Source organism: Methanomicrobia archaeon (assembly GCA_011049045.1).
In the GTDB taxonomy this organism is placed as follows: domain Archaea; phylum Halobacteriota; class Syntropharchaeia; order Alkanophagales; family Methanospirareceae; genus JACGMN01.
The window spans coordinates 43,041-69,284 of the sequence record DSCO01000022.1; the positions used below are offsets into that span (position 1 = coordinate 43,041).

Consider the following 26,244-nt stretch of genomic DNA (forward strand, 5'->3'; position numbering starts at 1 on the left):
GAGAAAGACCACAATCCCGAGCAGTAATTGGTTGCGATAGGTCTTCTCCATGGGACTCACTCATCTTTTCCGTTACCTGCAGGTAGATAAATAGCCTTTGGCGTTGTGACCTCGGGTATCTTGCCCTCGAGCGTGATCTCGAAGAGCTTCGGCCAGTACTTGCCGGTGACGAAGAGCCGATCGGTTGATTCGTCGTATGCAATCCCGTTGAGCACATCAACGGGCTGCAATCGATCCTCCGCGCTCAGGAGCCCGGTGAGGTCTATCCAGCCTACTACCTGACCGCTTTCCGGCGCGATCATCACGATGCGATTGCTCGGCCACACGTTCGCGTAGATGGTGCCCCTGACGAATTCGAGCTCGTTGAGCTGCGGTACCGGTCTGTCGTCGTTATCACGGACCTCAAGCTGCTTGACCTCCCTGAAGGTCTCGGGATCCAGGAAATGGAGCGTCGCCGTGCCGTCACTCATGATCAGGTACCGGTCGTCGTGCGTGAGCCCCCAGCCCTCGGTGAGGTAGGAGAACGTGCGCCGGAGCTGAAACGTCTCTTTATCATAGACGAAGCCGATCCGTGATTGGTAGGTGAGCTGAATAAGAGTATCGTTCCAGAGGGTAATGCCCTCCCCGAAGTACTCCGCGGGCAGTTGATGTTCTTGAATGCTTTCCCCGGTTTCCGGAACGACCTTTCGCAGTCGCGATTCACCGCGCCTACCGGTACCTTCATAGAAGTACCCGTTCTCGTAAACGAGGCCTTCAGTGAAGGCTGCGGGATCGTGCGGGTAAATGCTAACGATCCGGTAGCCATACTGAACCGGTAATTCCCGGGACGGTGCGGCGGGTGCAGGCGCCGATGAATCCAGCTCCACGCAGCCGCCCGCGAGCGCGACCGTCAGGCTGATGAGGCCAACTACCCCGAGTGCGTATCTCGTCTCGGTCTTCAGTTCCACGGGACATCAATCAGGCTTATAGCCGTACGCAGTAGTAACGCTTTCGCTCTCCAGACGGACTATGCGAACAATTATCAAGGACGATCGCACTAGTAATATTCGTAGTGATGAGTGTGAATCGGGCGTGAACTATGCAGTCGCTCAGCATTGATCTTAACATGGCGGTACGCCGGAAATTGATCTGGTGCTTCTACTGGACGAGCCGAAAGGCGATACGGACTGAAGGATGTGCACCGTTTCTCATTAAAAGGATCCTCTCCGGTGAGACCACGATCAATCCTGAGCCCGGGTACGCGCTTACGTTGACGGATGAGCTCTTACAGCGTGTTGAAGACGATTTAAAGGCTGGGAAGCGCGTTTCGTTCACCATCAAGCAGGGTGCGGAAATGTTCGAGCTCGTATTCCAGAACCACCTCTTTTCGGTTGCGGCACATCGAAATAGCGAGCTTGCGGAGGAGATCATCGAGAGCCTTCAGGATGATCTGATGCAGGGGCAGCCGAATTTCTGCACCGCCTTTGTTAAGCGGCTGCGCGTTGATCTGTATGTACGATGATTGATGAACTAAGGAGGGGCAATGGCTCAGAACGAGGAGAATAACCGTTTGGATGACGACTCGACGACCCGTAAAGGCACAAAAACGCGCGAGCAGCGTGTTGGCGAGCTGATGCGGGCCTTGACCGATGAGGACTGGGATGTGCGGCGGCGGGCGGCCTATGCGCTCGGCAACCTCGGCGAGGCCGCGGTCCGGCCACTCATTCGCGCGCTCACGAACGACCGGTGGGACGTTCGTCGTAAAGCTGCATGGGCGCTCGGTAATATCGGCGATCCCCGGGCAGTTGCACCGCTACTGCACGCGCTAAAAGACGATTGTGGTGACGTGCGTGAGCAAGTTGCATGGGCGCTTGGCGCGCTCAGAGATTTAACGGCGCTCGAGCCGCTTATTCATGCGCTCTCCGACCCCGATTCGAGTGTACGACACCAGGCAGCGCGGTCGCTTGCCGTGTTCGCGGTCTTGAACGAGCATCGGGTGACTGCGGCACTGGAGGATTACGAATCACGCCTGACGGATGACGGCCGTGAGCATTTCCGGCAGTATCGGGAACTGTATGAGCAGGCACGTCAAAAGGCACGGCTCAGCGAGCGTCAAGGCTGAAAAGGCTTTTCGATACGTCCATTGTAGCATAGAGCAAAGCAAGCGCGATGGAGGAGCTGATCAAGTACGGGAAGAAGATCGTGGCAGCCGGGCTTGCGCACGCGCATTTCGGTAACGTGAGCAAACGCGTGGGCGACCAGATGCTCATCAGCACGACCGGGAGCATGCTCGACGAGCTGGACGGGCAGATTGTGACCGTCCCGGTGGATCCGGCGACACCCGACGAGCTCGATGTTATCGCATCAACCGAGGTCAATGTCCACCGTGCGATTTACCGGACGACCTCTGCGCTCGCCATTCTTCACGGGCACTCGAATTACGCGGTCGCGATCTCGATGCTGTTCGAGCCGGGCGAGCAGCTCGTGCCTGATGATTCCGAGAGCCTCTACGTGCTGCATGAGATTCCGATCGTGCGGGGCGGTGTTGGGTCCGCGGAATTGGCACGGAACGCTTCGGACGCGCTCCGCGATCACAAAGGGATCATTGTCCAGGGTCATGGCGTATTCGCACGCGGTGCCACGGTCGATGAAGCGTTCGTTGTTCTCAGCTCGGTTGAGCACGCCTGTATGGTGATGTACCTGGTCTACCTGGCGAAGCGACTCCGGGGTTAGGTCGTCGGTGAATTACGGCCGTCGTTATTGAAGAGCACAGAGACCTGCTTCAGTTCCCGGCAGTTAGTTCGCGGACAATTCACGCACATCATCAGCGGTGCTGGTGTACCGGTACCTCCGTTTCCCGGGTGGCCGGAACTAGGCGAATCCCGATCCCGCGGTAACGGGCGCTTCGGCGGGCTCCTGCACGAACGTGAGCTCGTCTCGATCCCATCGGTCCAGAGCGCGGCAAAGCTCCGCAGTCTCGTTGGTTGAAGCGTGCAGGAGCTTGAAAGATGATCACGTCCGCGCACAGTGCCTTCCGGATCTCGCTGGTCTTCGCCCCTGCTCTGAAGACCTGCTCCGCTGGCCGGAAGGACCCGTACCGGTCAAGAATGATCGCGCTCTGTCTGCAAGCTCAAGCCCTGCTTTCCGGTACGTGCGTGATCAGCGGCCAGGCCTTCACCGTGCATTCGAACGCGGGTGGCGTTTCGGTGGCCGGTAAGTGGTCTGCGGCACTTCGAGCAGCCGGAGCGAGGTACACACCGCCGCCTGCACGCGTGCGAACCCGCAGATTCATACCCGCCCGTATCTGAATCATGGCACCATGAGCACCCGGGATCAATTCGATGAATTAATTAATACTTTATCAAGAACAGTTATACTAACTTTAAGCAGCAGTAAAGTACGAAGCGGAGATAGATGAAAGATGGGGGCATTATTACGTGTTCAAGGGCTTTGTAAGCGATATACGCTATCCAATGTTGAAAAGGAGTTGGTAGCACTCGACAATGTCTCGTTCGAGCTCAAGAAAGGCGAGACAGTGGGCATCATCGGCCGGAGTGGCGCGGGCAAGACGACGCTGCTCCGCATGCTTCGCGGTTATGAACGATTCGACGAGGGGTTCATCGAGTTGAACGGCATCTGTGTAACGCCTGATTCTGAGTACGCCGATTTCCGGAAGCTTCGAGATAAGACCGCGTTCCATCTCCAGCGCTCGTTCGCACTCTACAACATCTCAGTGATCGATAATGTGATCAAGCGGCTGCGCGCGAAGCAGACGGGTCTCGAGGAGGTCCCCTCGCTCGAGGACGAGTACGAGGAGCTGAAGCAGGAGGCGTTCAAGATCCTTGATCTTGTCGGTCTCCGAGATAAATGGAATCACCTCTTCACCATCCTGAGTGGCGGTGACAAGCAGCGCGTGTTGCTTGCGCGTCAGCTGGCAAAAGAGCCTTCGTTATTACTGCTCGACGAGCCGGGCACGATGTCCGACCCCCTCACGCGCAAATATCTGCTCGATAGTGTGAAACGGGTGAAAGAACGGACAAATCTGGGTATATTGCTCGTCTCGCATATGCCTGATGTGCACCGGTATCTCTGCGATCGTGTGCTCATGCTGGATCACGGCCACATCGTAGCTGATGGCGAGCCGGAACGGATCATCAGGAAGTTTCTGGAGTCGCTCGAGCCCGTCAAACCCCTGGCGCCCATCGCGGATGAACGACACACCATGGTCTGGCTCGACCATGTCTGGAAACGGTACGATATGGTCACGAGCCATACGCTCATGCGCACCATTGAGATGCAGGATGTGTCCGTCAAGATCCCCCGAGGCGATATCGTCGGTATAGTAGGGCCGTCGGCGATGGGGAAGACGGTATTCATGCGGCTCCTGGGCGGTTTTGAGAGCCCTGACCGGGGGCATATCCTTATACGGATCGGTCGCGTCGATTTTGCGAACATTGCGGAATACGGGAGGCGCTCGATCGAAGCCCGGAGCAAGCTGGGCATCGTCCATCAGGAGTTCGCCCTGCCGCCGCATCAGCTCGTGCAGGACCTCTTCGCGCAGCGGATCGGGCTGAAGAAGTTCGAGATGATCAAAGAGGCACTGGAGAAGGCGAAGGAGTACCAGATCAGCGATGTAACACTCGATGTGCTCCTCCGACTGGCGGATATGCCGGAGGAGGAAGCGCGGGCGCGGCTCAAGGAGATCGGACTCGATGAGAACATTCTGGAGGCACTCTTCCCGAAATTGCCCGCGACCGAGGCGTTCACAGCCGCGCAGCAGTATCTGCAGGCGATGAACCTCCCGGACGAGATCTTTGGACGGTACATCTCAGAGACGAGCATGGGTGAGGAGATACGGCTTGCCATCGCGTCGCTGCTGGCCTCGAACTGCGAGATCCTGCTTCTTGATGAGCCCTTTGGCGATATTGACCCGATATCGCTCCGGATCGTGACCAATGCGTTGAAGGATTTAAACCGTGAGTTCGCGACCACGATCCTCGTGGTGAGCCACCAGCTCGAGGTCATCCGCGAGTTGACGCATGAAGCGATCCTCATCGATGAAGGCCGGGTGATCATGCGCGGCGATCCGAACGAGGTCTGCGATGCGTTCCTCGACCGCCGGTTCAAAGAGCTGGTCTGAGTGAGAACCGCGCGTTCCCGTCAGGATCCCGCACCCTGCGAACTCGAGACGATGACCGCCTGAAGGTGTAAAAGAACTATATCTTATATAACGTCAGGACGGTTATCTTCTTGAAGATTGATGCAGCAGCTCCGCTGGTGTAGTTCGGCCAAGCATAAGGGCCTCTCGAGCCCTTGACCGGGGTTCAAATCCCCGGCGGAGCATCTAACCAAAGGTTCAAAGCCCCCACTTTTAGACTGCTCCACAACCCGCACATTTCACTCGCGATTCAAATGTTCTTCCAGGCCCTGCCTCAGCCGCGTCCTGAATTCCGGCTTCTTCATCAGCGCCAACAAGACGGATACCATATCGAATCCCTCCTCCTCGGATCTTCTTATCTCATCGAGCAACAACAGCTGCCGATTCGCATATTCGCGCGCGTATTCTTCCGCCGCGAGTCCGCGATGGAGATAATAGCTGATCGCCTGCGAGCGACTGTCCCAGAGACCCTCTTCCACCTCTTTATCGAGCCGTTGCTTCGTCCGTGAAGTAAGGCAGATCGAAAACGTATCCTTAATGTCCCCAGCTTTTTTTCTCTTAGATTCGGCGCGTCCGCCCCGCGCCTCCCCGCCTTCTACCATTTGGTTTCACCTCACCGATACCATTCTTTATCTTTGTTTATAAATATTGCTATTCAACAGATAAAAAGTATTTCGTTCATGTGTAACAATACCATTTGTCCATACAAACACCATTTGTCTATTAGTTTTATATACTCGCCCCGCGCTAGATAATTCCTGTTGGGGTTCGGCTAACCCAAACAAAAAGGAGGCATGTTGCCATGGAAGACAAACCGAAAGAAACGGAAGTAATGGGACACCCTGGCATTGTAGGAATTGAGCTAGATGAGGGGCACATATCTCGTTCTACCCCAGAACACACCCACTCCCCGTCTAAGAAACCTCTAAGTCTGGAATCGCGGCAGGAATTGAAACAATTTGTTGAGAAATGGCGACTGTTCATCGACGATCCTTCGCTTTTGGATCAGCCGATGCGCATGGTTGCAGAGTTCTTCAGAGAAGTTGCGATCGAGGAGGGGCTGATCGGTGAATGAAAGACATCGTCGTGCAAAAGTCGCTGCGGTGCTCGGTGATCAGGGACACGGTGACGACCAAAGACGGTGGGGTCACCGAAGAGCGCACCGTGAGGCTCGAGAACGACATTTTCGCCATCACACTAAGAGGGCAGCCCGACAAGCTGCCCTTCACCGAGGGCGAAGAGTACAGCGCCGAATTCCGCACGCCGCAGATGCAGCTACCCTTTCTTGACGAGACGACCGCCGAGAGCGTGCAGCCGGCGGACGCGAACGGCACGGACGGTGATATGGAAAGCGGTGAGTGACACGAACACGGCGGTGGGGTACGGGCCTACTCCAAAGCGGACTCGTTTCACCTCCTCTTTTAGCTTCCCGCTGAGTTATCGCCCCCATAACTCCAGGGTTCTAAAGTCCGCGGAGAAATAGGTCCGGCCCCAGATTCCCGTTCGCATGGACCGGCGGTGTGATCACAGCCCTCAATGCCGATGAAGAACACGAGATCGCGGCACGCCGTCATCGCTGCGCGCTCTGCGGCGAATCAAAGCAGCTGACGCATAAGAGGATCTCCGGCGGCGTGCCCTCTTTTATTTGCAACGAGTGCGCGCAGGACTACGTGCAGCGCGCACAACGCGTGCAAACGCGGCACGAGTCTCCTAAAAAGCTCCTCATCGAAGTCTCTGCTCGCGTCGCAACAGTAACGTTCAACGGTATCGTCGAGGACCTCAAACGCCTGGTCGATGAGTACCTGGACGAAGAGGGCTTCGCTGACGATATAGATATCCGGCTGATCAGGTCCGGGGTGAGTGAGTGAGTAACATGATCCTCATAGCGTATTCTGCACTCACGCTGCGTGAGGCCTGTTATGTCTGTAAGACCGTCGGCGGTCATTTCGATGCCGACCGTCAAGCGGTCATGCTGCAGGAAGAGGACGAGAGCGATGTACGTCTATACCATGCGTCGGAGGCGTCTTGCGACGAAGCAGATAGAACGCTAACCTGCAAAATCTGCGGTCAGGTACTAAAGGGCGCATCCGAGCAGGCCGCAGTAAACGAACTCGGGTGGAAGAAGCGCGAACTCTCATGGATATGTCCGCACTGCGTATGGGAGCACAAGCTTCAAGAAGCATGAAAGACTCCCAACGAAGTCGGGCTGGCTGGTGAGTGGGAACGAAAATAGCTTAGCTGCTGCTTCCATGAGTGACGGTTTCGAACTCGCAAAAAAAGAAGTACAAAAACAAGACCCCTCTTCACCAGACCCTAGCTTGAATTTTAACTTGTTGTCAGTACAACGCCCGAGACCAGCTCTAATTGGTCCAGGGCCCTTTAGCTTCGATATCGCAGAAAAGAAGTTAAAAAACAAGACCCCCCTTTTTCCGCACAAGACCCCGAAGTTAAATTTTAACTTGTCCCTGCTACAGCAGCTCTCCCGCGGCCGACGCCCCGCTCAGATCGCACGTGAGCTCGGCATCTCGAAGCCCGCGCTGCAGTACCATCTGAACCAGCTCAAGGCCGCAGGGCTCATTTCAAAGCTCGGCTACGGGTGCTGGGAAGTTAACGATACAGCCCCGATTAACCCCCAGAAAAGAAGTACGAAAACAACCCAAGTCACTCTCGACAAGACCCACAAGTTAAAATTTTCGGAGATGCCTGATTCCGTCCGCGGGCACGCATTTGTGTTCGTACTGAAGGTGCCGCCGGGACTGCTGAACTGGAACAACCGGCGGCGTGAAGAATATCTCAAGAGGCACGGGATCGCATACCAGCCGCTCAGGATCGCAGGTGGCGGGCAACGCATCTGGGTGGGCGGCCGGAAGGTCTGGCTGACTACCAGCTCGATCGTCATCTACGAGAAGAGTTCGTTCTTCGCGGCAACGGCGAAAGACGCGAAGCATCATGCGCTCTTCTCATTCATCGCAGTCGTGAAGAAACTCGAACGAACACTCCATGCGGACTTCACGTTCAAACTCGGGAAAGAATACCGGTTCAAGGTGTCAAGGCAGCACTATGCGCTCGTGCAGAACGCACTCGCAGAGCAGTACGACCACGAGGGCAAGCGACTGCAGGTGCGCGAGCCGGACGCTGGCAAGTTGTGGTTTGTGATTGATAACTCGTTCAACCTGCACGAGGCGGAGACGGTGCACCCGCGCACCGCGGACTCGGACAACGCGAAGGTGCAGAACTTCTTCAACTCACTGAAAGCGTGCCCGGTGACCACGGACGTGCTCGTCACCGCGATCGCGGGCGTCACGCAGAACCAGGTCCTCTTCGCGGAGAATATCACCAATCACATCCAGGCGGTTCGGGAGCTCGGGCAGGGTGTGCGGGAGATGAACCAGCTGCTCGCAAAGCTCGAGGTCACGCAACGCGACGCGCGCGCATCGCAGGCTGAGCGGATGCAGACGCGCGAGGTGAAGAAGAAGAAGTGGTAGTGATCATCCCGCGTCGTAAAACCATTCGCATGATGCGAAACGCAAACCACGAAGCGTGCTGGCCCGAGATACAGAAGAAGGCACGGCGCGTCAGAACGGTCGTTGACGACACAGGCGCGCGCTTCGTCGTTTACCGCATCTCAGGCAAAGAGCTCATGCAGGTGATGATCAAGCATCGCACCACAATACTCGCCCCGCGTGACGATTAAACATTCCGCTACCACGCCCATTCCGAAGGTTGCGGTTTGCATGTGCAAGTTTTATATAGTATTCAAACTGTTCTCGTGATTGGGGCATGAATATGGTAAGAAAACCGATGAAGGTAAGCTTCTGGAAGACGCTCACATCTTCACACATCCTGTAAGGCACCGGATCGTGGAGCTGCTCGCGAAAAGGCCGATGCACATCGATGCGCTAAGCAGAGCGTTAGATGAAAAGAGGGGGCTCGTCGCCTATCATCTTGATACCTTGCAAGAGCACGGATTCGTGAAGAGCGAGTACGGTATCTTCCTTTTACAAGAGCTAGAGCAAATCGTAACGGCACTGAGGGTGTACAGGGTGACCGATAAGGTGGTGGAGGTGAAGGTGAAAAGAAAAAGGAGACAAAATTTAAAAGCCAGATCCATCCGGGACGCCATCACCAGCATTGGGTGCGGGACCTCTGGGTTCTCCAGGTTTGTCTTCATTTACCCAACCACCATCCCAGCCAGGACCATCTTGCACGCCATCACCAGCATTGGGTGCGGGACCTCGTGTTTCACTAGCAATTACACCCGGAGAAAGGATGGTTGCCACAACTATTGCAGTCAAAAATATAACCAGTATCTTTTTCATGTACTCATCACCGCCTATCTCGTTTTGCACCTACATGTGCAAAATGAATAGGGGCAAACCACCTTAAAAGGTTTTAAGGTCTTATTCGGTTTAATCTTCCTCCTTTTTATGTACAACTCACAGAGCTGCTTGCGGAGCGGCCGATGCCTATCGATGCTCTGAGCCGTGCCTTAGATGAAAAGAGGATGCTCGTCGCGTACCATCTCTCTACGTTGCAAGAGCGCGGATTCGTGAAGAGCGAGTACGGTATCTTCCTTCTGCAAGAGCCAGAGCAGAGAGTCACGGCGCTGCGGGTGTACCGGGTGACCGATAAGGTGGTGGAGGTAAAAAGAAGCTATCCGCTTCCCCTGTTCCGCGCTCAGATATGAAGAGCGATAAAAAAAGGTGTTACGAGGTGCTATTTGGTATAGGATATATCGAAGCGGTTTTAATGTTTATGGCGATCATATACATGAAATCCCGATCAAAATAGGCAATTTGTAGGCTACTTATACCTATTTTTAGGTAAAGGAGATTAGCATGATGAGCGAAGAAAAAGCTGAATACGTACTTGTATCGCTCTGTTTGTTGGGGGTACCATGCAGATTTCATGGCAAGCGGGAAGTTATGGGGCACCGGATCGGGCGCCCATCCCTTATCGCTAGGCTCGAAAAGCGGTATCGACTGCTTCCACTTTGTCCGGAGCAGCTTGGGGGGCTTACTACACCGAGACCAGCGGCGGAAGTCATAAGCAGCGGACGGGTGCGAGCGAAGGACGGTGCGGACGTCACCGAGCAGTACGAACGAGGCACCGAGATCGTACTTGAGATCGTGGAGCGGTACGGCATAAAGCGGGCGTGGCTACTCAAGGATAGCCCGGCATGTGGTCGCGGCTACGGGATCGTGCAGGAAAGATAAGTACCTGCTAAAGAGGTACTTACCAGAAGTACACAACCTTTTATAAATGGAAATAGTATTCTCTTTTGTTGAGATGGGGGTGGAGTTAAAAAGGCAAGGAAGCTGACTGCATCATCGATGAAGAAAGGGATGAAGGTGTGGGGTGTGGTGGCGGTTTTGATGGTTCTTGGGAGTTTGCTCGTTGGCGTTGTGAGCGCAGGCGAAGTCCCATTTTCGCCATATTATCCTGAACCAAGATCTAACAAACAGTGGTATCTTAATCAAAATGATGGCTATCTTCCAGAAAGCACTACAACAAATTGTGGTCCTGCTGCAGCTGCGATGGTAATAAATTATTTTACAGGTAAGAAGCTGAGTCTCCAATACCGGGATTTAAAGCACTACTCGCCATCGCAGGAGTATTCGGCGTGGCATTCTTCGTTTTGAAAAGACGGAAATGAATGAGAATGGGATAGGTGAAGAGGAATACAGGGCTTTTATTGGAAAAAAAGCCGATTATTATACCAAAAAATGGTCAGCTATGGATGTTCGGCAAAGTAAGTGGTCTTGGAATTGGGGTGCTTTTATCTTCAGAGAATTATGGTTTGCTTATAGGAAGATGTATATTTTTGCTTTGATCCTTTTTATTTTTCTTGGTTTAATAGTTGTTGTATCCTCAATATATTTACAAATCGAAGATGAAGATATGGCTAACTTTGTGAAAGGTGTAAAAATATTATATTGGGCTATTGTTGCCGTCTATGCGAACTACTTGTATCACAAACACGCAGACAAGAAGATTATTGATTTTAAAAGCACAAGTACCGGTGAATTGGCTACATCAGAATTAGCTAAACGCGGAGGGACCTCCTTAATTGCTCCCGTTATTTTTATAGTTTTTGAAGGCATCCTATTTTTTATATAGAATGAAAGCCACAAAATTATTGATAAGAGTAATGCTTTGAGCGTTGAGGAAGTGCTAAAAAAGGCTCGTGCAAGACACAGCATGACCTGTTGGATCGCAGGATTCTCCGGCTCACTGGCGAGGCATTCGGTCAAGGAGCCTTACTGACGCAGGCAGACCTAGCGATCCTCTTGAACGAGAGCACGAAAACTGTTGCGCGGCATATCAAGGACCTGGAGACTCATGGCCACGTCGTGCCAACGAGAGGCAGCTGGAAGGACATCGGTCCCGGGGTGAGTCACAAGAAACGCATACTGGAGCTTTACCTCAAAGGCGATGAATACACGGAGCTAGAGCGGAAGACCAAGCACAGTGGCGAAGCGATAATGCGGTACGTGAAAGACTTCGCCCGGGTCCTGGTTCTTACCGAGGAAGAGTACTCAGCGGCAGAGCTCAGGATCGTAACCGGGCTATCGGACAGGATAATTCGAGAGTACCAGGAGCTTATTGAGCAGTATTCAGGTCACGAGTACCGTGAGCGGTTAGAGCACCTGAGAGCGATCTTCAAAAAAAGGCGACGATCGGCGACCCCCGGGAGCTAGGGGTCTCAGGCACCTCAGGGAGGTGGTCTCCATGAACGTTCCCGCGATGATCGAAGCGAAGGTGGCGAACTCCTTGAAAGGTGTGCTCATAGACCTCATCCAGCGCGAGTACCAGTTCATCGCCGGTGAGATAATATCCAGGAGATGTTCGCCAATGATGTCTTTTTCACTATTATGTACAGCTCACAGAGCTGCTTGCGGATCCGGTACATTTAAATATCGTCCGAACCTCATCTCTACGTGGTCTGATACAGACCGCCAACGCACCTGCCAAACCGCAACCTACCATGACCCTCAAGGAAAAAGCGATTGCGTGGTTCAGGCTCACTCGACTCCCCCTCTATTCCCTGGCCTTTATCGCCTATAGCATGGGTGCGGCCGCGGCGCACGCGACCTATCAGCAATTTGATGGGGCGGTCTATGCGCTCGGCGGTCTGGGGCTCATATTGATTATGCTGAATGCGGTGATCCTCAATGAGTACGTGGATTACCCCTCCGATTGTCTCAATAAGAACCGAGGCGCGTTCAATGCGGGTTCAGGCGTGCTGGTAGAGGGTAAACTCGGATTTTCTGAGGTAAAGGCGGGTTTCGTCCTCATACTCTGTGCAATCCCCGTTTGTGCCTATGTGCTCATCCAGTTAGCAACGGAAGTCTCGGCAACTTCCGTTCTCGCATTGGTATTTATTGGTATCTTCTTTGGCTGGGGATATTCCGCGCCACCGCTTAAATTCAGCTATCGCGGTCTCGGCGAACTTGTCAATAGTTTGATGCACGGCCCCGCGATTGTGCTTGCCGGGTTCGTACTTCAGACCGGAATGTGGACGAGCTCATTGCCCTGGCTCTTGGGCACCCCGCTCTTTTTCGCTACACTTGCTGCAGCGATTTTGGCTGATCTTCCTGATTACCGATCCGATGCTGAGATCTCCCGAAAGACCGTTCCCGTCATCATTGGACCACGATTGACGGCACTACTCGCGTCCGGGTTCATTGCGCTTGCCGTTATTGCTGGTTTAGCGCTCTGGTATGTTGAACTCATTAAATATCCACTTGGACTGCTGATTCTTATTGTTGTCCCCAATGCAGTGATTCAAGAACGCGCAGTAATCACAATGATTAAAAAAGCTGATTATGATCGCCACATGACGGATATTATGAAATATGCGGATTTACAAATGCTTCTGTTTGGACTCTTACCATTACTAGCGTTCTTATTAAGATAAAATTCTGAACTAGGAGACGGAGTGGTCGACAGCGATCTTGCTGAGAATCTCGCGCTCAATGAAATCTTATATTCAGCTTTCTTCCCTCTCAAAGATGCAGATCAAGCCCAGCTGGCCGCACAGGGCGATCTCCTGCAACCGCCAGCCGCTCGCAGCCGGGTCCGAACTGTCTCGACTTGAGCATCCGGGTAGCTAAGGTTCATCTGTGTGCGTTCTATATACCGTAAAGTTACTAATGTGATTGGGGCAGAAATATGGAAAGAGAACCGTCAGAAGGTAAGCTTTCAGAAGACTTTTACGTCCTCATTCATCCCATACGTTACCGAATCGTCAAATTGCTTGCCGATAAGCCGCTGCACGTAAATGCAATTGCCCTCGCGATGGGTATTGAAAGGCGGCACATTACCTACCATTTACGGATCCTGGAGGACTCTGGATTCATAACGAGCAAGTACGGAGTCTCGGAAGAGAAAAAATTGAGGGGAAAGGCACTAAGGGTGTGTACGCTTACTGACAAGGTCGCGGAAGTGAAAGCGGCGTTGAAAAAGGATCTGGAGTAGGATCTAATTGCCTTCGTCTGGGGGCGGAGCCAGCTAGCTTCCGAGTTTAAGTTCATCTCGATCCTATTCGTACTTATATGGTGCCGTACGTATTGCGCGCACCGCAGGGGCTGTTTACCGTGCCTTCAGTGAGCTCACATTCCGAGGAAGCGAAGCCGCCCGCGCATCGCGGACGCAGCGGGGCAGCACAGTCAAGAGCACGCATATCCACCGGTCTGCCGCGGCTCGATCCGATCTTGGGCGGCTTCAAAGCGGGCACCGTGAGCCTGATTGAGGGCAACCATCCCCTCATCTCCGAGGCGCTCTCGCTGCTCGCCATCAATGCGGTCACGCACTTGGAAAAATCGGTCGTGTACGTGGACGGCGGTAATTCCATTGATCCTTACCTCATTGCGACGCTCGCCAAACGGTCAGGGGTAAAACCAGCTCAGGTGCTACAGCAGATCCTGGTTGCACGGGCGTTCACCGCGTATCAACTGGACACCATCATCTCTGATCGGCTCGAAGCGGTGCTCGATCAGGCAGAGCTAGGCCTGCTGATCGTTGCTCGCATTACAGATCTCTTCCTGGATCGGGCGGTGGCAGAGAAGGAGGCACTCGCCATGTTGAGCCGATGCGTTGCGCGCATCGAAACGAGCACTCACGATCGAGCGCTGATCACCGTGGTCACGAAGCGGCGACGAACGCCTTCATCGCGCGCGCTGGCGTTCGATGAGATCCTCGCGAAGCTCCCGGAAGACCGGATCAGCGTAGAACGCAGGAGGAAGGGCGTCAGGCTGCACCAGCACACGCGCGATATCATCATGGACTACGTGCCGCTTTCGATCTATCAAACGACCCTGGATGAGTTCATAGGCGGTGGTACGTGAGATGGGTAGGACGGTCCGCACCTATCGGACGGTGCTGGAGGAGTTGATCGCCGACTGGGAACGGTTTCGGAAAGCGCTGCGGAAAGAGGATCGGGAAGCGTTCGATCGCCTGATGGCGAAAGCGCGCACACATGCCAGTGCGGCCAGCTACGACGCACGCGTTGACCCCAGCGAATCGCTCTTCATGTCTATTCTGGTGGAGCTGGAACGCGAGCTCGAGGCGCTCAGAGCGAAGGTCGCGGAGCTTGAGCAGCAGCAGAAGGAGGAGCAAGAGCAGTGAACGGCTGGGTACTCGATGTCGGTGCGGATTATGAGCAGAACTCGATCATGCTCTGGCTGAAGCAGGAGAGCGGTTTGGTCGAAGCGGTGGAATGCCCCTTCTTACCCTCGCTTTATGTGCACGCGGCGCCGGCGAACTTGCAGGTGCTGGAAGAGACCTTCGAGGACGAGCCGTTCGTCAATGCATGGGGGTACGAGGAGAAACGTCTGTGGCCGGGCGAGCCTGCGCAGGAGGTATTGCGAATCACGCTCGCGGAGTACCGGATGCTTATGAAGCTCGCGCGCGAGATCGACGAGATGGGTGATTACTCGCTCTACGAGCTCTTCAACGTGGATCTCAGCATCCCCACGGCGTTTATGCTGGAGAAGGGCATCGTCCCGATGGCGCAGATCGGACTCAAGAAACAATCAGAGTTCGAGCTGCTCGAAGATCTCACCGCGATTGATTATCCGGTACCAGAGCTCCGAAGCGTCAGCCTGGAGGGCAAGGTCAACGCTACAAGCACGCAGCACATGGCTGCATGTCCAATATCTGAGCTCTTGCTGGACGGCCAGCCGGTAGCGGGTCGCACTGAGCGGGATTTGCTCAGCGGACTCATTGAAGCCATCACTGCTAGGGATCCGGACATCATTTACACCCCTAACGGCGACGCGTTCCTCATCCCGTACCTCATGGAGCGTGCACGGGTCAACGAACTCGATGACTTCTGCCTCGGCCGCGGACGCGACCTTCGGCCGGTGGGGCAGCCGAAGTCCTATTTCAGCTACGGGCGCGTGATCTACCGGCCACCGAAATGCCGCTTCAACGGCCGGATACACATCGATCAGAGCAGCTCGTTCCTCTTCCGCGAGGGTGGCCTTCCCGGCCTGATCGAGCTCGCACGATTATCCCGGATTCCGCTGCAATCGGTATCCCGTGTGACACCCGGCACGGTGATCACCGCGATGCAGATCGCAGAAGCGTCGCAGGAGAACGTCCTCATCCGCTGGAAGAAGAACGTGCCCGAGGCGTTTAAAGACGCGCAAACGCTCTTCCTCGCTGATCGCGGCGGCATGATTTACGATCCCCGCGTGGGCGTCCATGAAGACGTGGTGGAGATCGACTTCACCTCGCTCTATCCAAGCATCATGGTCAAGCATAACATCTCGCCTGAGACCGTGCTCTGCTCGTGCTGCCCGGATAGCAGCCACCGCGTCCCGATCATTGATTACCCGATCTGCGAGCAGCGGGTGGGGCTGATCCCGCGCGTCCTGGAGCCGCTGATCGCGCGCAGGAGTGAATACAAGCGACGCGTGAAAGCGAAAAAATGGCAGGATAACTGGGCGATCTATGAGGCACGCAAGAACGTGCTGAAATGGATCCTCGTTACCTGTTTCGGCTATACCGGTTACAGAAATGCACGGTTCGGACGGATCGAATGCCACGAAGCGATCAATGCGTACGGCAGAGAGCTTTTGCTCCAGACTGCGCAGATCGCCGAAGAGCGCGGCTACGAGGTGCTCCACGGGATCATCGATTCGCTCTGGTTGAAGGGCGCCGCGCAGAATGCACGCGACCACGAGCTATTGCGGCAAGCGATCGAGCACGAAACGGGCATGCCGCTGGAGCTCGAAGGCGTGTACCGCTGGGTCGTCTTTCTGGCCCGGAAGTCCCAGAGCACGGGCGCGCTGAACCGCTATTACGGGCTCTTCGCGGACGGCACGATGAAGATCCGCGGCCTGGAGCTGAGGCGTAGCGATACGCCGCAACTGATCAGGAACGCGCAACTGGATCTGCTGAAGGTGATGGCCCGAGCTGATAACGTCGCGGCGCTGTACGAGCTCATGCCTGACGTGATCGGGGTGCTCCGGAGGTACGCTGATCGCATCGTGAACGGCGAGTGCGCGTTGGAGGAGCTGGTCTTTACGCCCGTGGTCTCACGCGAGCTCGAGTTCTATTCGCACCTGACCAACAGCGCCGCCTGCCTGCTCCAGTTGAAGCGGCGTGGACGTGCCGTGCACCCGGGCGAGCGGATACAGTACATCGTGACTGATGCCGGCTCAGCGCGCATCGCGAAGAAGGTAAAGGCCTGGGCGCTGGTTGACGGCACGGAACAGTATGATAAGAAGCGCTACGTCCGGCATTTGCTCAGGGCAGCCGAAAGCATCCTCTCACCGTTTGGCTATACGGAGCGCAAACTGGCAGAGATCATTAAACCTACAAGACAATTGACGCTTCCGATCTAACTCGCAAGCTCTGAAGAAACGACAAGCTCAGTAGTCACATCTGAAGAACTGAGTTCAGGATCTTTAACCTTGAGTTTCCTTTACTTTGCGACGAGCCCCTCAAAGGTCTTCGCTACGTCGCCCAGTAGCTTCTTCTCCTCTGTACTCAGGTTCGGTGATACCTGCAAACCCTTCAACACGCCGATTGCCTCAATGGTCTTAGTGATCTGCGCTGCAGGTGCTACCTTCTCAGCTGCTTTCTTTGCTCGCTTCGTTGCTCGCTTGTGATTCATCCTCACATGCCGTGCTAATTCCAGGGGTGTTCCAAACTTCTCACCACAATATTTGCATTTATATTCTGCCATAATAGCACTACATAAGTCAAGGCTATATAAATATTATTGACATTTATCTCACATCGATGTCTGTAACCACACGGGAGAGTTAAGTAAGAGATGCATATTGCATCCCGTGTTATGTGCACCTTAACAGTTCCCTTACTCACTTCGTTCGCCCCAACCTAACAGCATGAGTGCACGATCGTTATGGGCCTCATGGGCGTGGTGCCCGTGCTAATCCTCATGGGGTGGGTTCACAGGCGCTAACCTCGCTGCTACTGTGAAGAAAAATGCCGATTGCAAAAGGGGAACACTGAGCCGCAAGAGCTGGTCGTTCTAAAATCCGAGATTTTACCCCTAAGAAGTTTCTGCCTGTGGTACGTGCTCCGAAGGGCAGAAACATCTTTAGCGGTCGCCCGACCAGCTCTTGCTTTGATTTGAGCAGGGCATGTTCAATCCGTTTGATCGAGCGAAGGAGAAACCTTCACTCTTCCCGTTGAATTTAGGACGAGAGACTCCGCTCTCGTGCTCTCGGTAAAACAAAAAAATTAGAGGGGAAGAAGAAGGGGGGTGGAGGAGGCGGATAAGGCGGCGAAGAAGAAGAAAGAAGAGGAGAAGAAAAAATGAGAAGAATGAAGTTTGTAGTAAGGAAAGTGAAGGAGTGTTTGGTGAGGGAAGGTGTGGTTTTTAGTGTGAGAAAGTGGGGTGGTATTGGAAAGTGTAGTGAAGTGATAGTTGAAGATGTGGGAGTTTGTGAGAAGAGATGTGTAAGGTGGATTGAGAGTAAGGAGGAGTTAAAGGAGTTTGTGGGGTTGAGTGGGTTGAGAAGTGTGGATGAATGGTGGAGGTGGTGTGAGAAGTTTGGATGTAATAAAGGTGGATGGTTGTGGGAAGTGAAGGTTGTGAAGAGAATGAAAGGGGGTTTGGAGTTATGGATGTGAAAAAGGTCCTGCGACGGTGGAGAATCCGACGGTGGGACCGTCGGAGGTTAATGATTCTGGAAGAGCTCCTGGGGGGAGTGAGGACCTGTGGAGGTGTGTAATATGATTTATGATCCCTGGCATAGGCCTGCAACCGGGATCGAATCCTGGAGGGATCACAGGAGGAATGAAATGAAAACCCGAGAACATTTCCCCACCCTGGACCCCTCAGTTCGTGAATACGTGCTGAGGGTAAATAAAGCCGACGAGATGCGTGGCGAACTCATCGGACAGGCCTTGATCTTCGAGGCCGAGTTAAACGCCTGGATCGACAGAATGGAAAAACAGGAGGATGCCGAAGATGGCTGCTGAAGATCTTGCAACGAAAGCGCAGATAAAGCGCCTGTACGCTGTCATTTACGCGACCCACAACGATCCGAAGGACTGGAAGAAAGAGAAGAACGTATCCTCCTTCGAGCGTTTGAGCCGCGCCCAGGTATCCGAATATATCGAGGAGCTCGAAGAGCTTGAGAATGAGCTCAAAGGGCGGAACCATCGGGAACTGAGCGAAGGCACGCAGCGCCAGGTAACAACTACGCTCATCGATGCGGATGCTGAGCCCGCGGCTGAGCCGAAGACGGACCTCGTGGTGGCGGACCGCGAGCGCGAAATAGCGGACTTAGCGAGCATAATGCGAGAATGCGCGCGCGCAGCACGCACAATCGTCGAGGACGAGCTCGCGAACGGTGGCGGGCTCACAGAGACCACCAAGGCGACCCTGATCGAGCGCTTCTCGGTGACGTTGTTCATCGAGGCGCGAAAGCGAGGTTTCTAAAGATGACCATCTGCGAGCGTGCAGAGAAGATCGAGAAGGAGTTAAACACGTTAAATGCGCAAGGGATAACCTCAAAACTCATACAAGATCTTGGAGCCGCTCCTTTTGCAGTTATGGATTCTGAAGCCTTTAAGAGGTATCTGAGAGGAGAATTGGAAAGGGTGCTAATCAAGTAAGTGAAGAAAGTACAGTGCAGGCTTGCGCCGCAAGCTGGAACCGGCTCCGCGATCGACCGCAAGCGCAGAAAGGCAGCGCGCGCGAAATTTGCCGGAAATTTGGTGGCATTGGCGACGCCGCCCATCTCGCCGCACTCCCCGCGCCCGTGCGTTCGCAATCCTTCTGGCAACTTCGAGCTCGTGCTGCGTGAACGGCAACAGGCGGCTAAGGTCACCGTGCCCCACAAACTCGTCTGGCATAGCACGCCGAAGGTCGCCCGCATACAGGCGATCGAGCCCTATTATTCCAACGGGCAGCTGCTCTTCCTCGATACCTGGAACCGTGATTATCCCGAGCTCGTGGAGCAGCTGATCCCCTACCCGCTTGCAGCGCATGACGACGGGCCTGATGCGCTCGCCGGCGCTATCGCGCTGATTCTTGCGAATGAGAAGGCGCAAAGGCAGGTGCTTATTCCGCGTGCGCGATAGCCCCTCTCGCTGTCGCGCTAACACTACCCGTTATTCCATCGCACGCTTTGAGTCTGTTCCGCGCGCGGCACTGCTGTCTGTCTCTGCCATGCCCACCGGCGCGCATTTCCGCCACCCGCCGCTTCATTTCCTCCGCTTTATCGCTTCGTCCTTCCACTTCACTGTTTCTTCCCCCGTAGTTCGCTTTCTCACAATCTTTATTCACAATTTGTAAGAGCCACCGCACACCCCAGATTGATTCCTGATCGCCCGTTTGACTTTGCGATTTAATAGCGGGTTTATTTGTTTACTGTATTTTTTCAATCGCCAAAACATAGGTATTTAAGTACAAAATGCTTTCTAATAAATAAGAGAGGAAAAAAAGATGGAAATAAAAGCGATTGATAAGATGGTGGAAAAATCTTTAATAACCTGTATAGATACGGGACTGTCAACTTGTTGGGGGTTGAAAATAGAACCATCAAAGTTAAACCGTGTATTGTGGAAATACGGTCTGATTTTCAAACTCAATGACGGACTTGAAGACTTTTCAAAAGCAGAGACCTAGCGTGTAATATCTAATCCCTAGCCTAGTTCTAGGTATAGAAGCGCGATACGGGACACCGTTGTGGTGTCCCAAATTATGAGCGCTTACTCTTTGAGTCTATCCGAAGACATAGTGGCAGTATTAACAGCATTCATGTGAATAATTAATAAGAGTATTATACTTTTTTAAAGAGTCATCAGGGAAATGAAACTGAGGAAGCTAATTACGGAACTTGAAACAGGTGGAGATTACGAACAGGCAAGGCAGGTAAGAGAAACATACCGAGGGAGCAAAAGAATGGTGGCACATTTGGGGATCTGGGAACTAATAACAGAGCTTGAAACAGGTGGAGATTACGAACAGGCAATTAAGGTACGAGAAGCACGCAGATGAACAAATAATGGTAACAAATTCGTAAACATTTGACGAATGGGTATATAGTTATTACTTATTAAATCACCTATTCATTTTATGTTAACTACATTTTTCTTACATTTTATTTTCATACCACCGTCATCCACTACTTCATATATATCTTATACTCATTAACGAAGGGCTGATGTAGTGCTGCACAGTACCGAGTGTTTAAACAGCTTACTGCGCACGTGACACATTTGATTATGTGTGCATAATACGGGGGCGCAATCACCCCAGCTAGCGCATCCGGCCCGTCAATGAATGCCCCCCAAAAAATCGCTCAGAGAGATCTTCAATCGTTTTTTCGTTCGTATTCCATATCCCGCCCAGCCAGAACATGGGGTATTATTCCCGCTACCTGGTTTACTGACAGAATCGGGTATGTCTTAAACTTTATGTATGGTAAGTACTTCCAATTCTCCAGAGTGATCTCTTGTTCAGTCCCTTCACAGATGGCGTAACCGCCGAGTTCGCCACCAGCAAACATTCCCCAATCCAGAGTTATCCCCCGCTTTAAGTCCTCTTTGACCATGTTCACCATCATCGTCTGACTACGGATTTGCTCTTCAGGACTCTCAGACATTCTGGTCGTATCTATTTCCCAAATTGTTAGAAACTTTGCCATCTTTACCACCTCCCTTTTTGGATTTTATCCACTACGTTGTAGATAGGTAGGAGTCAAATAAAAACGTTATCCAAGTTTGGCGTCACCAAAACTTTTACGGATATAAAAGATGCATGTAGCGGCATGCTCTCAAATTTCTATGTTCCCTCACCACCTGTAAAAACGGTATAGTCAGTGTGCTGTACTGTTCGGAGCGATGTGCAGGTGGCGTAAATCCCGCCCACTCTTGCGCCGCATCATGTGGCATTCGCGGTGCCTAGCGATGCTCCGCTCTCGCCTCCGTGTGGCAGAGCTCGCGCACAACATCGTCTACGCGGTCGCACACGACGCGCTCGCCGGCGAGTTCGCGGTCTGCAACGGCCCGCCGGGGTGCACGCTCCGAAGCTGCGCTCAAGGCTCGCGCTGCTCGTGAAAAACGGCATGGCGAACGCATAACACCGTGCGGCGTTCGCTGCTTGCGGTAAGGCATCCGCGCGTGCAGCTCAGCCACCACTGCGCGCTTCACGTGTGAAGAAAAAAAGAGAAGAAACCTAACGTTTGTATCCTGAACACAGCCCTCAACAATACCGCGGGTCGCTTGCCCGCGAAGGCGCTAAGGCGGTTCGTCTTTGCACGCATGCACGCATAGTAACACAGCCCGCCCAATTGTACACGGCGGCGCCGCGCCGTCAATATATCCGTCGGCACGTACTAACATTTGCCGAAACTTTTATAGAGAATGTTAACGAAGTATTGAGCACAAGCAGTTTAATGATGGGAAAATTTAGATAACGGGGAGGTAACCCAATGCCCAAGGAAACAACCCGGAAGGTTTCCCGCTCCAAACGGGAAAAGATGAATTACATCAGGTCCTTTCTTACCTTGGTTGGTACCTTTATAACTTGATGAGAAGGGCATGTCAAGGGGGTTGCGCATCGCCTGCCGCTCACGCAGGGCGTTCGCCGATAAGGCATAAGAAGTAGAGAATAGTTGAAGCAGCCTCTCGGGAACATCTAATTCCTCCAAATCCCGGTCAAATGTGGGCGCGTGGTTTCATAAATATTACGCCGCCACTCGTCTAAGTCATGTCCAGTGCATCCTTTGATAGCATCCGCACGCCCCCCCCAGCAGATCCGTAACGCCAAAAGCTATTACACACTCAAAGCTAACAGTTAGTCTTCGGCCATCGAGCTTCTCGACAAGCGGAGTCTCACCCGGGTTTTTGACGAGAATGTACCTGATTATCTTACACCAGATGAAGCTATCGCCATGATCAATACGGCACGAATGCGGAACCGCAGAGATGAATTGTTTTTGAAGCTGCTGTGGATGACCGGTGTGCGCGTGAGCGAGGCAACGGCGATTACATCCACTGACATAAAGGAAGGTAGCTTGCGGATCTATGGCAAGGCGAAACCGACATTGAAAGGAAAACGCGGGAAGAAGGGTAAGCTCAAAGATGGCAAACGCGAACGGTACATCCCGCTACCCGACAGCCTACGCGCTGATCTCTACTCGTATATTTTCGATGCACAAATAGAATCGAGCGAGCGCATATTCCCCTTCACTACAAGGCGAGCTTACCAGTTGGTGAAGCGATATGCCGATCTTGCAGGGGTAGAGCAGAACCGCGAAGCAGGGATCCATCCCCACCTATTCAGGCACGGATTCGCACTGAACTTTTTGAAACAGACTCATACTTTGGGGTGCATTGAAGGAGCTGCTCGGTCATGTCTATACTGCGCACCACGATCTATCTTCGACTAGCGCAGGTGGATCTTCGGGAAGCGATGGATCAGGTCAACTTCTACGTGTAGGATTGGCTGCTGCAGAACGTCAACCTACTCTTTGTGAAAGCGGTTCGGAAGAAGAGGCGCGCCTTGGACTTGGATATACCCAGAGTTGCTACCAGCATATATCATCGTGATTTTCGTCATTCGATATCAACAGATTTTAATGCAAGCATAAGCGAAAATCCAAAATAACCGCTCAGCTAACCAGATACAGGACTTGTACTACCAGCTCTTTCGTGTGAATTCGTATTACCGAGCAATATACTTAAAGGCGAGCAATGAGGCCACGATAAACTAGAATCTCTTTATCTTATCCATTATTATCGCACCATCAAGTTATTTATAGAGGCTGTACAATCATTCTCTTCGTGGCTGTGTGAAGGAAAAGGCACAACGACACGCGCATGCACCTGCAAGCTCGTCAATTTCTTGCTAGCTACTGAATGGGTCAGGGAACAGATCAAATGACGATAGTAACATATAAGATGCTGCGGGACAAGCTCCGGAAAGGGCGCATCCGGGGGAATTGGCGAGTGCTTAATAGTAATGAGAAGGCGTTGTATCGTGTCGCGTTAGCCTATACGAAGCCGATACGGCGGCGGGTCGAGATCAACGGGCGGCGGCAAGAGATCGAAGTAGGTCGAACGATTGTGCAATCCTGGCTCGTGCAGAAACTGAATGAGCTGTTTGAGAAGTTGCTGGAGACCCGGGGCATGAAGATCTTCAAACGCGGCTTCGCAAAAGCAGTTGAGTTGCAGCAACGGTGCGGTACAGTTATCTGGGCATCGTCATTACCACAATGGCTGAAGGACCCTGATTTTATCTTCTGGCTTGGCGCCATGCGTAGAGGGACCTAGCGAAATTGAGAGAACGAGCACGCAAGCTCTCTACGTGAAGTAGTCGAATGTGCAGTGATGAATTTATTTTTGTCCAGTAATGAAAGCTGCAGAACGCCTCACGTTTAATCTAGAAAAGCGGATCGAGCACGATTATAAAGGACGAACCGTAGCGGTAGTGGGAGGAGCGGGCTTTTTGGGGTCCTGGATCTGTGAAGCGCTGGTGAATGTTAAGGCCACTGTTCACTGTTTCGATAATTTCTCCACGGGCTCTAAATCAAATATCTTTCATCTCTTTGATTACGACAATTTTAAGTTTTCGGGCCACGGATGCAGGCTGATAGCATCTATGCTGGTTCCGTGGCTACGTTTATCGAGCAATCTCTACGCAAGCAATCTCTACAGCTGGCCGGCGATGGTGCACAACCAGGCAGTTTGTGCTTCGTTTCTGATATGGTCGAGGGCATCTTACAATTCCTCGCTATGGATGACGGCGGCGGTACCGTATTGAATCTCGGAAGCGACGAGGCGATACAGCTGGCAGAGGTGGCGAAGATGATAACCGGTTTGACCTCATCGAGCTCGAGGATCTTCAGGGTGTCGGAACCAGCGTCTGAACCCCATTTGATGGGCTCGTTCCGGACATCACCAGTGCGAAGGAATTGTTGGGCTGGGCACCGAAAACCAAGCTCGAAGACGGGTTGCGGGAGACTATAGAACGTTGCCCATTCTACCTTTAAGGAAACTAGATCAATCGGCTTCGCGGAACAAATTTCAAGCTAAGTAATAAAAATGGGGTGCACCCCAATAAACGAGGTTAGCTAGCAGGTAACAAGAACATGGACGTTGGTGTGATTGGTGTGGGCACGATGGGCCGGAACCACGTGCGTGTGTATACCGAGCTCAAGGACGTGGATGACGTTTACCTCTATGATGTTGATGGCGCTGCAGCGCGGCGCATGAGCGAGCAGTACGGCGAAGGCGTGGAGGTGAGTGATTCTATCACCTCCCTGCTGGATACGGTGGACATGGTGAGCATCTGCGCGCCAACGAAATATCACTTTGAGCTGGCCCGGCAGGCGGTTGGAATGGGCATCCACTGCCTGATCGAGAAGCCGATTTGTTCTACCAGTGAAGAGGCCGCGCAGCTCGTACAAGCGATACAGGATCACGACGTCGTGGTGGTGGGTGTAGGGCACATCGAGCGGTTCAACCCTATTGTGAAGGAGATCAAGCAGCTCATCAACCGTCCCCGGTATATCGAGATCAAACGGCTCAATCCTGCATCCACACGCATCACGGATGCGGACGTCGTGACGGACCTGATGATTCATGACATCGATCTCGTATGGAACTATTTCATGGATGGTTATTCATCGTACCATCTGGATTCGGTCTGGGATGAGGATCTGTGCACCGTAATCGCTCGATTTGGAGACTGCGCAGTGTCGCTATCCGCGAGCCGGATAGCGTGTAAGAAGACGCGGAGCATCTATGTAGAGGACGAGGATTTCTCGGTTGAGGGCGATTTCATGAACCAGGAGGTCTTCATCTATCGCAAACCGCAGAAGTACAGCGAGGTCAATTCGCGCTACGTGCAGGAGAACATCATCGAGAAGGTGCTCGTGAGCAAGGTGGAACCGCTGAAAGAGGAGCTGAAGACGTTTGTGCGGTGCGCGAAAGACGGGGGAGCATTTTCGGTGACGGCCGAGCAGGCGCTCCTGGAAGATATCAAGTGGGGACTGCATGGCTGATTCGGGTGAGGCGGTATCAGATGCAGGACCGCAATGCTTGAGCGTAACCTTTAACAAGCATCAGCGCGAAGAGATTTATTAGTACGTGATGAAACTTAAAGAAGTGGAGATACGAGTCCCCGAGGAGCTGCGTACGGAAGAAGTAGTGCTCGCGTTGGCAGTTGAGCTTTACCGCGAGGGCCGATTGACGCTCAAACAGGCCGCGGATTTAGGTGGTTTTTGTGTTGAAGATTTCATGAAGCTGCTGAGTGAGCGGGGTGTCAGCGTGATCAACTGGGATGTGGCAGAGCTCGAACAAGAGCTGAAACATGCAGATAGTTTCTGACGCTTCACCGCTGATTATTGTAAAGAAAAGCGAAGTGCTTCAGCTTTTAGAGAAGCTGTTCACGGAAGTATTAATAACGAAGAAGATTAGAGACGAGCTATTCATAAAAGAGCGTGCATTTTTTGAGAGTACAAAATTTCCGTGATGTCCTGCAAACAGTGACTTTTATATACGCCTGATCTAATAATTTACTCCATGGCAGGAGCAAATTCAAAAGACCAGATATGTTTGAATCCGGATTGTCCGGACTACCGAAAGAGAAACACGGGCACCATCATTAA

Annotated in this window: 38 protein-coding genes and 1 tRNA gene; 35 read left to right on the forward strand and 4 right to left on the reverse strand. The window is 53.0% G+C overall.

Features of this window, described 5'->3' with window-relative positions; all coding sequences use genetic code 11:
* Positions 1-56 precede the first annotated feature (56 nt).
* Positions 57-899 carry a glutaminyl-peptide cyclotransferase gene (locus ENN68_02085; protein HDS44880.1) on the reverse strand — a complete coding sequence of 281 codons (843 nt, stop codon included), beginning with the start codon at positions 897-899 and terminating at the stop codon, positions 57-59.
* Positions 900-1,078: 179 nt separating this feature from the next.
* Here ENN68_02085 and ENN68_02090 point away from each other — a divergent pair, with 179 nt between their 5' ends.
* The 6 genes from ENN68_02090 (at position 1,079) to ENN68_02115 (ending at position 5,322) form a co-directional block, all read left to right on the forward strand.
* Complete coding sequence (locus ENN68_02090) at positions 1,079-1,501, forward strand: hypothetical protein (protein HDS44881.1); 423 nt, start codon at positions 1,079-1,081, stop codon at positions 1,499-1,501.
* Between the two features lie 21 nt (positions 1,502-1,522).
* Positions 1,523-2,101 (forward strand): HEAT repeat domain-containing protein, encoded by a 579-nt coding sequence (locus tag ENN68_02095; protein HDS44882.1) that lies wholly within the window; start codon positions 1,523-1,525, stop codon positions 2,099-2,101.
* Between the two features lie 47 nt (positions 2,102-2,148).
* Positions 2,149-2,712 (forward strand): aldolase, encoded by a 564-nt coding sequence (locus ENN68_02100; protein HDS44883.1) that lies wholly within the window; start codon positions 2,149-2,151, stop codon positions 2,710-2,712.
* A 275-nt stretch (positions 2,713-2,987) separates the two neighbouring features.
* The gene (locus ENN68_02105) at positions 2,988-3,287 is read left to right on the forward strand and encodes a hypothetical protein (GenBank protein HDS44884.1); all 300 of its coding nucleotides are present in this window, start codon (positions 2,988-2,990) and stop codon (positions 3,285-3,287) included.
* A 113-nt stretch (positions 3,288-3,400) separates the two neighbouring features.
* Positions 3,401-5,119, forward strand: coding sequence for an ABC transporter ATP-binding protein (locus ENN68_02110; protein HDS44885.1), 1,719 nt, complete (start codon positions 3,401-3,403; stop codon positions 5,117-5,119).
* Positions 5,120-5,247: 128 nt separating this feature from the next.
* Positions 5,248-5,322 (forward strand) — tRNA-Glu (locus ENN68_02115).
* A gap of 54 nt (positions 5,323-5,376) precedes the next feature.
* Here the strand turns inward: ENN68_02115 and ENN68_02120 are convergent.
* Positions 5,377-5,739 carry a hypothetical protein gene (locus ENN68_02120; GenBank protein HDS44886.1) on the reverse strand — a complete coding sequence of 121 codons (363 nt, stop codon included), beginning with the start codon at positions 5,737-5,739 and terminating at the stop codon, positions 5,377-5,379.
* A gap of 200 nt (positions 5,740-5,939) precedes the next feature.
* Here ENN68_02120 and ENN68_02125 point away from each other — a divergent pair, with 200 nt between their 5' ends.
* The 17 genes from ENN68_02125 to ENN68_02205 all read left to right on the forward strand — a co-directional run bounded on the left by ENN68_02125 (position 5,940) and on the right by ENN68_02205 (position 16,992).
* Positions 5,940-6,212 (forward strand): hypothetical protein, encoded by a 273-nt coding sequence (locus ENN68_02125; protein ID HDS44887.1) that lies wholly within the window; start codon positions 5,940-5,942, stop codon positions 6,210-6,212.
* The gene (locus tag ENN68_02130; protein HDS44888.1) at positions 6,209-6,499 is read left to right on the forward strand and encodes a hypothetical protein; all 291 of its coding nucleotides are present in this window, start codon (positions 6,209-6,211) and stop codon (positions 6,497-6,499) included. The genes ENN68_02125 and ENN68_02130 overlap by 4 nt, the downstream gene beginning before the upstream one ends.
* 158 nt (positions 6,500-6,657) lie before the next feature.
* Positions 6,658-7,005, forward strand: coding sequence for a hypothetical protein (locus ENN68_02135; protein HDS44889.1), 348 nt, complete (start codon positions 6,658-6,660; stop codon positions 7,003-7,005).
* A gap of 5 nt (positions 7,006-7,010) precedes the next feature.
* Positions 7,011-7,322: a hypothetical protein gene (locus ENN68_02140; GenBank protein ID HDS44890.1), complete on the forward strand. Its 312-nt coding sequence runs from the start codon at positions 7,011-7,013 to the stop codon at positions 7,320-7,322.
* Between the two features lie 64 nt (positions 7,323-7,386).
* Entirely contained in the window at positions 7,387-8,622 is a 1,236-nt protein-coding gene (locus ENN68_02145; protein ID HDS44891.1) for an ArsR family transcriptional regulator, read from the forward strand.
* The gene (locus ENN68_02150) at positions 8,616-8,831 is read left to right on the forward strand and encodes a hypothetical protein (GenBank protein HDS44892.1); all 216 of its coding nucleotides are present in this window, start codon (positions 8,616-8,618) and stop codon (positions 8,829-8,831) included. Before ENN68_02145 ends, ENN68_02150 begins: the two co-directional genes overlap by 7 nt.
* 79 nt (positions 8,832-8,910) lie before the next feature.
* Positions 8,911-9,507, forward strand: coding sequence for an ArsR family transcriptional regulator (locus tag ENN68_02155; GenBank protein HDS44893.1), 597 nt, complete (start codon positions 8,911-8,913; stop codon positions 9,505-9,507).
* Between the two features lie 92 nt (positions 9,508-9,599).
* On the forward strand, positions 9,600-9,824 hold the full coding sequence (locus ENN68_02160; protein ID HDS44894.1) for a hypothetical protein: 225 nt from the start codon (positions 9,600-9,602) through the stop codon (positions 9,822-9,824).
* Between the two features lie 151 nt (positions 9,825-9,975).
* Positions 9,976-10,353 carry a DUF523 domain-containing protein gene (locus ENN68_02165; protein ID HDS44895.1) on the forward strand — a complete coding sequence of 126 codons (378 nt, stop codon included), beginning with the start codon at positions 9,976-9,978 and terminating at the stop codon, positions 10,351-10,353.
* A gap of 117 nt (positions 10,354-10,470) precedes the next feature.
* Positions 10,471-10,779, forward strand: coding sequence for a hypothetical protein (locus tag ENN68_02170; protein ID HDS44896.1), 309 nt, complete (start codon positions 10,471-10,473; stop codon positions 10,777-10,779).
* Between the two features lie 10 nt (positions 10,780-10,789).
* Entirely contained in the window at positions 10,790-11,257 is a 468-nt protein-coding gene (locus ENN68_02175; protein HDS44897.1) for a DUF2628 domain-containing protein, read from the forward strand.
* Between the two features lie 86 nt (positions 11,258-11,343).
* Positions 11,344-11,838, forward strand: a complete 495-nt coding sequence (locus tag ENN68_02180) for a DUF1670 domain-containing protein (GenBank protein ID HDS44898.1) — start codon at positions 11,344-11,346, stop codon at positions 11,836-11,838.
* Between the two features lie 287 nt (positions 11,839-12,125).
* Entirely contained in the window at positions 12,126-13,058 is a 933-nt protein-coding gene (locus ENN68_02185) for a prenyltransferase (GenBank protein HDS44899.1), read from the forward strand.
* A 254-nt stretch (positions 13,059-13,312) separates the two neighbouring features.
* Positions 13,313-13,618: an ArsR family transcriptional regulator gene (locus ENN68_02190; protein HDS44900.1), complete on the forward strand. Its 306-nt coding sequence runs from the start codon at positions 13,313-13,315 to the stop codon at positions 13,616-13,618.
* A 77-nt stretch (positions 13,619-13,695) separates the two neighbouring features.
* On the forward strand, positions 13,696-14,487 hold the full coding sequence (locus ENN68_02195; GenBank protein ID HDS44901.1) for a hypothetical protein: 792 nt from the start codon (positions 13,696-13,698) through the stop codon (positions 14,485-14,487).
* Position 14,488: 1 nt separating this feature from the next.
* Positions 14,489-14,767, forward strand: a complete 279-nt coding sequence (locus ENN68_02200) for a hypothetical protein (protein ID HDS44902.1) — start codon at positions 14,489-14,491, stop codon at positions 14,765-14,767.
* Positions 14,764-16,992: a hypothetical protein gene (locus ENN68_02205; protein HDS44903.1), complete on the forward strand. Its 2,229-nt coding sequence runs from the start codon at positions 14,764-14,766 to the stop codon at positions 16,990-16,992. Before ENN68_02200 ends, ENN68_02205 begins: the two co-directional genes overlap by 4 nt.
* 80 nt (positions 16,993-17,072) lie before the next feature.
* Here ENN68_02205 and ENN68_02210 read toward each other — a convergent pair whose 3' ends face one another.
* Complete coding sequence (locus ENN68_02210; GenBank protein HDS44904.1) at positions 17,073-17,336, reverse strand: C2H2-type zinc finger protein; 264 nt, start codon at positions 17,334-17,336, stop codon at positions 17,073-17,075.
* A 596-nt stretch (positions 17,337-17,932) separates the two neighbouring features.
* On the opposite strand from ENN68_02210, the gene ENN68_02215 reads away from it, so the two are divergent.
* From ENN68_02215 to ENN68_02240, 6 genes are all read left to right on the forward strand, one after another.
* Complete coding sequence (locus tag ENN68_02215; GenBank protein ID HDS44905.1) at positions 17,933-18,250, forward strand: hypothetical protein; 318 nt, start codon at positions 17,933-17,935, stop codon at positions 18,248-18,250.
* Between the two features lie 171 nt (positions 18,251-18,421).
* Positions 18,422-18,601: a hypothetical protein gene (locus tag ENN68_02220; protein ID HDS44906.1), complete on the forward strand. Its 180-nt coding sequence runs from the start codon at positions 18,422-18,424 to the stop codon at positions 18,599-18,601.
* A complete protein-coding gene (locus ENN68_02225; GenBank protein HDS44907.1) occupies positions 18,591-19,064 on the forward strand; it encodes a hypothetical protein in 474 nt (157 codons plus the stop codon). The genes ENN68_02220 and ENN68_02225 overlap by 11 nt, the downstream gene beginning before the upstream one ends.
* Positions 19,065-19,240: 176 nt before the next feature.
* A complete protein-coding gene (locus ENN68_02230) occupies positions 19,241-19,708 on the forward strand; it encodes a hypothetical protein (protein HDS44908.1) in 468 nt (155 codons plus the stop codon).
* A 364-nt stretch (positions 19,709-20,072) separates the two neighbouring features.
* Positions 20,073-20,255, forward strand: coding sequence for a hypothetical protein (locus tag ENN68_02235; protein HDS44909.1), 183 nt, complete (start codon positions 20,073-20,075; stop codon positions 20,253-20,255).
* Between the two features lie 183 nt (positions 20,256-20,438).
* The gene (locus tag ENN68_02240) at positions 20,439-20,627 is read left to right on the forward strand and encodes a hypothetical protein (protein HDS44910.1); all 189 of its coding nucleotides are present in this window, start codon (positions 20,439-20,441) and stop codon (positions 20,625-20,627) included.
* A gap of 316 nt (positions 20,628-20,943) precedes the next feature.
* Here the strand turns inward: ENN68_02240 and ENN68_02245 are convergent, their stop codons facing one another.
* Positions 20,944-21,276, reverse strand: coding sequence for a hypothetical protein (locus ENN68_02245; GenBank protein ID HDS44911.1), 333 nt, complete (start codon positions 21,274-21,276; stop codon positions 20,944-20,946).
* A 1,248-nt stretch (positions 21,277-22,524) separates the two neighbouring features.
* On the opposite strand from ENN68_02245, the gene ENN68_02250 reads away from it, so the two are divergent.
* The 6 genes from ENN68_02250 to ENN68_02275 all read left to right on the forward strand — a co-directional run bounded on the left by ENN68_02250 (position 22,525) and on the right by ENN68_02275 (position 25,963).
* A complete protein-coding gene (locus ENN68_02250; protein HDS44912.1) occupies positions 22,525-23,022 on the forward strand; it encodes a site-specific integrase in 498 nt (165 codons plus the stop codon).
* Between the two features lie 490 nt (positions 23,023-23,512).
* The gene (locus ENN68_02255; GenBank protein ID HDS44913.1) at positions 23,513-23,905 is read left to right on the forward strand and encodes a hypothetical protein; all 393 of its coding nucleotides are present in this window, start codon (positions 23,513-23,515) and stop codon (positions 23,903-23,905) included.
* A gap of 79 nt (positions 23,906-23,984) precedes the next feature.
* Complete coding sequence (locus tag ENN68_02260) at positions 23,985-24,395, forward strand: NAD-dependent epimerase/dehydratase family protein (GenBank protein ID HDS44914.1); 411 nt, start codon at positions 23,985-23,987, stop codon at positions 24,393-24,395.
* Complete coding sequence (locus ENN68_02265; GenBank protein ID HDS44915.1) at positions 24,215-24,601, forward strand: hypothetical protein; 387 nt, start codon at positions 24,215-24,217, stop codon at positions 24,599-24,601. The genes ENN68_02260 and ENN68_02265 overlap by 181 nt, the downstream gene beginning before the upstream one ends.
* A 122-nt stretch (positions 24,602-24,723) precedes the next feature.
* On the forward strand, positions 24,724-25,638 hold the full coding sequence (locus ENN68_02270) for a Gfo/Idh/MocA family oxidoreductase (protein HDS44916.1): 915 nt from the start codon (positions 24,724-24,726) through the stop codon (positions 25,636-25,638).
* Positions 25,639-25,726: 88 nt separating this feature from the next.
* Positions 25,727-25,963, forward strand: coding sequence for a UPF0175 family protein (locus ENN68_02275; GenBank protein HDS44917.1), 237 nt, complete (start codon positions 25,727-25,729; stop codon positions 25,961-25,963).
* The last annotated feature ends 281 nt before the right edge of the window (positions 25,964-26,244 follow it).

Bases quoted from the DNA above. Each gene is read 5' to 3' on its own strand.
- ENN68_02090 (HDS44881.1), top strand. From the start codon at position 1,079: ATGCAGTCGCTCAGCATTGATCTTAACATGGCGGTACGCCGGAAATTG.
- ENN68_02095 (HDS44882.1), top strand. From the start codon at position 1,523: ATGGCTCAGAACGAGGAGAATAACCGTTTGGATGACGACTCGACGACC.
- ENN68_02100 (HDS44883.1), top strand. From the start codon at position 2,149: ATGGAGGAGCTGATCAAGTACGGGAAGAAGATCGTGGCAGCCGGGCTT.
- ENN68_02105 (HDS44884.1), top strand. From the start codon at position 2,988: ATGATCACGTCCGCGCACAGTGCCTTCCGGATCTCGCTGGTCTTCGCC.
- ENN68_02110 (HDS44885.1), top strand. From the start codon at position 3,401: ATGGGGGCATTATTACGTGTTCAAGGGCTTTGTAAGCGATATACGCTA.
- ENN68_02120 (HDS44886.1), bottom strand. From the start codon at position 5,739: ATGGTAGAAGGCGGGGAGGCGCGGGGCGGACGCGCCGAATCTAAGAGA.
- ENN68_02125 (HDS44887.1), top strand. From the start codon at position 5,940: ATGGAAGACAAACCGAAAGAAACGGAAGTAATGGGACACCCTGGCATT.
- ENN68_02130 (HDS44888.1), top strand. From the start codon at position 6,209: ATGAAAGACATCGTCGTGCAAAAGTCGCTGCGGTGCTCGGTGATCAGG.
- ENN68_02140 (HDS44890.1), top strand. From the start codon at position 7,011: ATGATCCTCATAGCGTATTCTGCACTCACGCTGCGTGAGGCCTGTTAT.
- ENN68_02145 (HDS44891.1), top strand. From the start codon at position 7,387: ATGAGTGACGGTTTCGAACTCGCAAAAAAAGAAGTACAAAAACAAGAC.
- ENN68_02160 (HDS44894.1), top strand. From the start codon at position 9,600: ATGCCTATCGATGCTCTGAGCCGTGCCTTAGATGAAAAGAGGATGCTC.
- ENN68_02165 (HDS44895.1), top strand. From the start codon at position 9,976: ATGATGAGCGAAGAAAAAGCTGAATACGTACTTGTATCGCTCTGTTTG.
- ENN68_02170 (HDS44896.1), top strand. From the start codon at position 10,471: ATGAAGAAAGGGATGAAGGTGTGGGGTGTGGTGGCGGTTTTGATGGTT.
- ENN68_02175 (HDS44897.1), top strand. From the start codon at position 10,790: ATGAATGAGAATGGGATAGGTGAAGAGGAATACAGGGCTTTTATTGGA.
- ENN68_02185 (HDS44899.1), top strand. From the start codon at position 12,126: ATGACCCTCAAGGAAAAAGCGATTGCGTGGTTCAGGCTCACTCGACTC.
- ENN68_02190 (HDS44900.1), top strand. From the start codon at position 13,313: ATGGAAAGAGAACCGTCAGAAGGTAAGCTTTCAGAAGACTTTTACGTC.
- ENN68_02195 (HDS44901.1), top strand. From the start codon at position 13,696: ATGGTGCCGTACGTATTGCGCGCACCGCAGGGGCTGTTTACCGTGCCT.
- ENN68_02200 (HDS44902.1), top strand. From the start codon at position 14,489: ATGGGTAGGACGGTCCGCACCTATCGGACGGTGCTGGAGGAGTTGATC.
- ENN68_02210 (HDS44904.1), bottom strand. From the start codon at position 17,336: ATGGCAGAATATAAATGCAAATATTGTGGTGAGAAGTTTGGAACACCC.
- ENN68_02215 (HDS44905.1), top strand. From the start codon at position 17,933: ATGAGAAGAATGAAGTTTGTAGTAAGGAAAGTGAAGGAGTGTTTGGTG.
- ENN68_02220 (HDS44906.1), top strand. From the start codon at position 18,422: ATGAAAACCCGAGAACATTTCCCCACCCTGGACCCCTCAGTTCGTGAA.
- ENN68_02225 (HDS44907.1), top strand. From the start codon at position 18,591: ATGGCTGCTGAAGATCTTGCAACGAAAGCGCAGATAAAGCGCCTGTAC.
- ENN68_02235 (HDS44909.1), top strand. From the start codon at position 20,073: ATGGAAATAAAAGCGATTGATAAGATGGTGGAAAAATCTTTAATAACC.
- ENN68_02240 (HDS44910.1), top strand. From the start codon at position 20,439: ATGAAACTGAGGAAGCTAATTACGGAACTTGAAACAGGTGGAGATTAC.
- ENN68_02245 (HDS44911.1), bottom strand. From the start codon at position 21,276: ATGGCAAAGTTTCTAACAATTTGGGAAATAGATACGACCAGAATGTCT.
- ENN68_02250 (HDS44912.1), top strand. From the start codon at position 22,525: ATGATCAATACGGCACGAATGCGGAACCGCAGAGATGAATTGTTTTTG.
- ENN68_02255 (HDS44913.1), top strand. From the start codon at position 23,513: ATGACGATAGTAACATATAAGATGCTGCGGGACAAGCTCCGGAAAGGG.
- ENN68_02260 (HDS44914.1), top strand. From the start codon at position 23,985: ATGAAAGCTGCAGAACGCCTCACGTTTAATCTAGAAAAGCGGATCGAG.
- ENN68_02265 (HDS44915.1), top strand. From the start codon at position 24,215: ATGCAGGCTGATAGCATCTATGCTGGTTCCGTGGCTACGTTTATCGAG.
- ENN68_02270 (HDS44916.1), top strand. From the start codon at position 24,724: ATGGACGTTGGTGTGATTGGTGTGGGCACGATGGGCCGGAACCACGTG.
- ENN68_02275 (HDS44917.1), top strand. From the start codon at position 25,727: ATGAAACTTAAAGAAGTGGAGATACGAGTCCCCGAGGAGCTGCGTACG.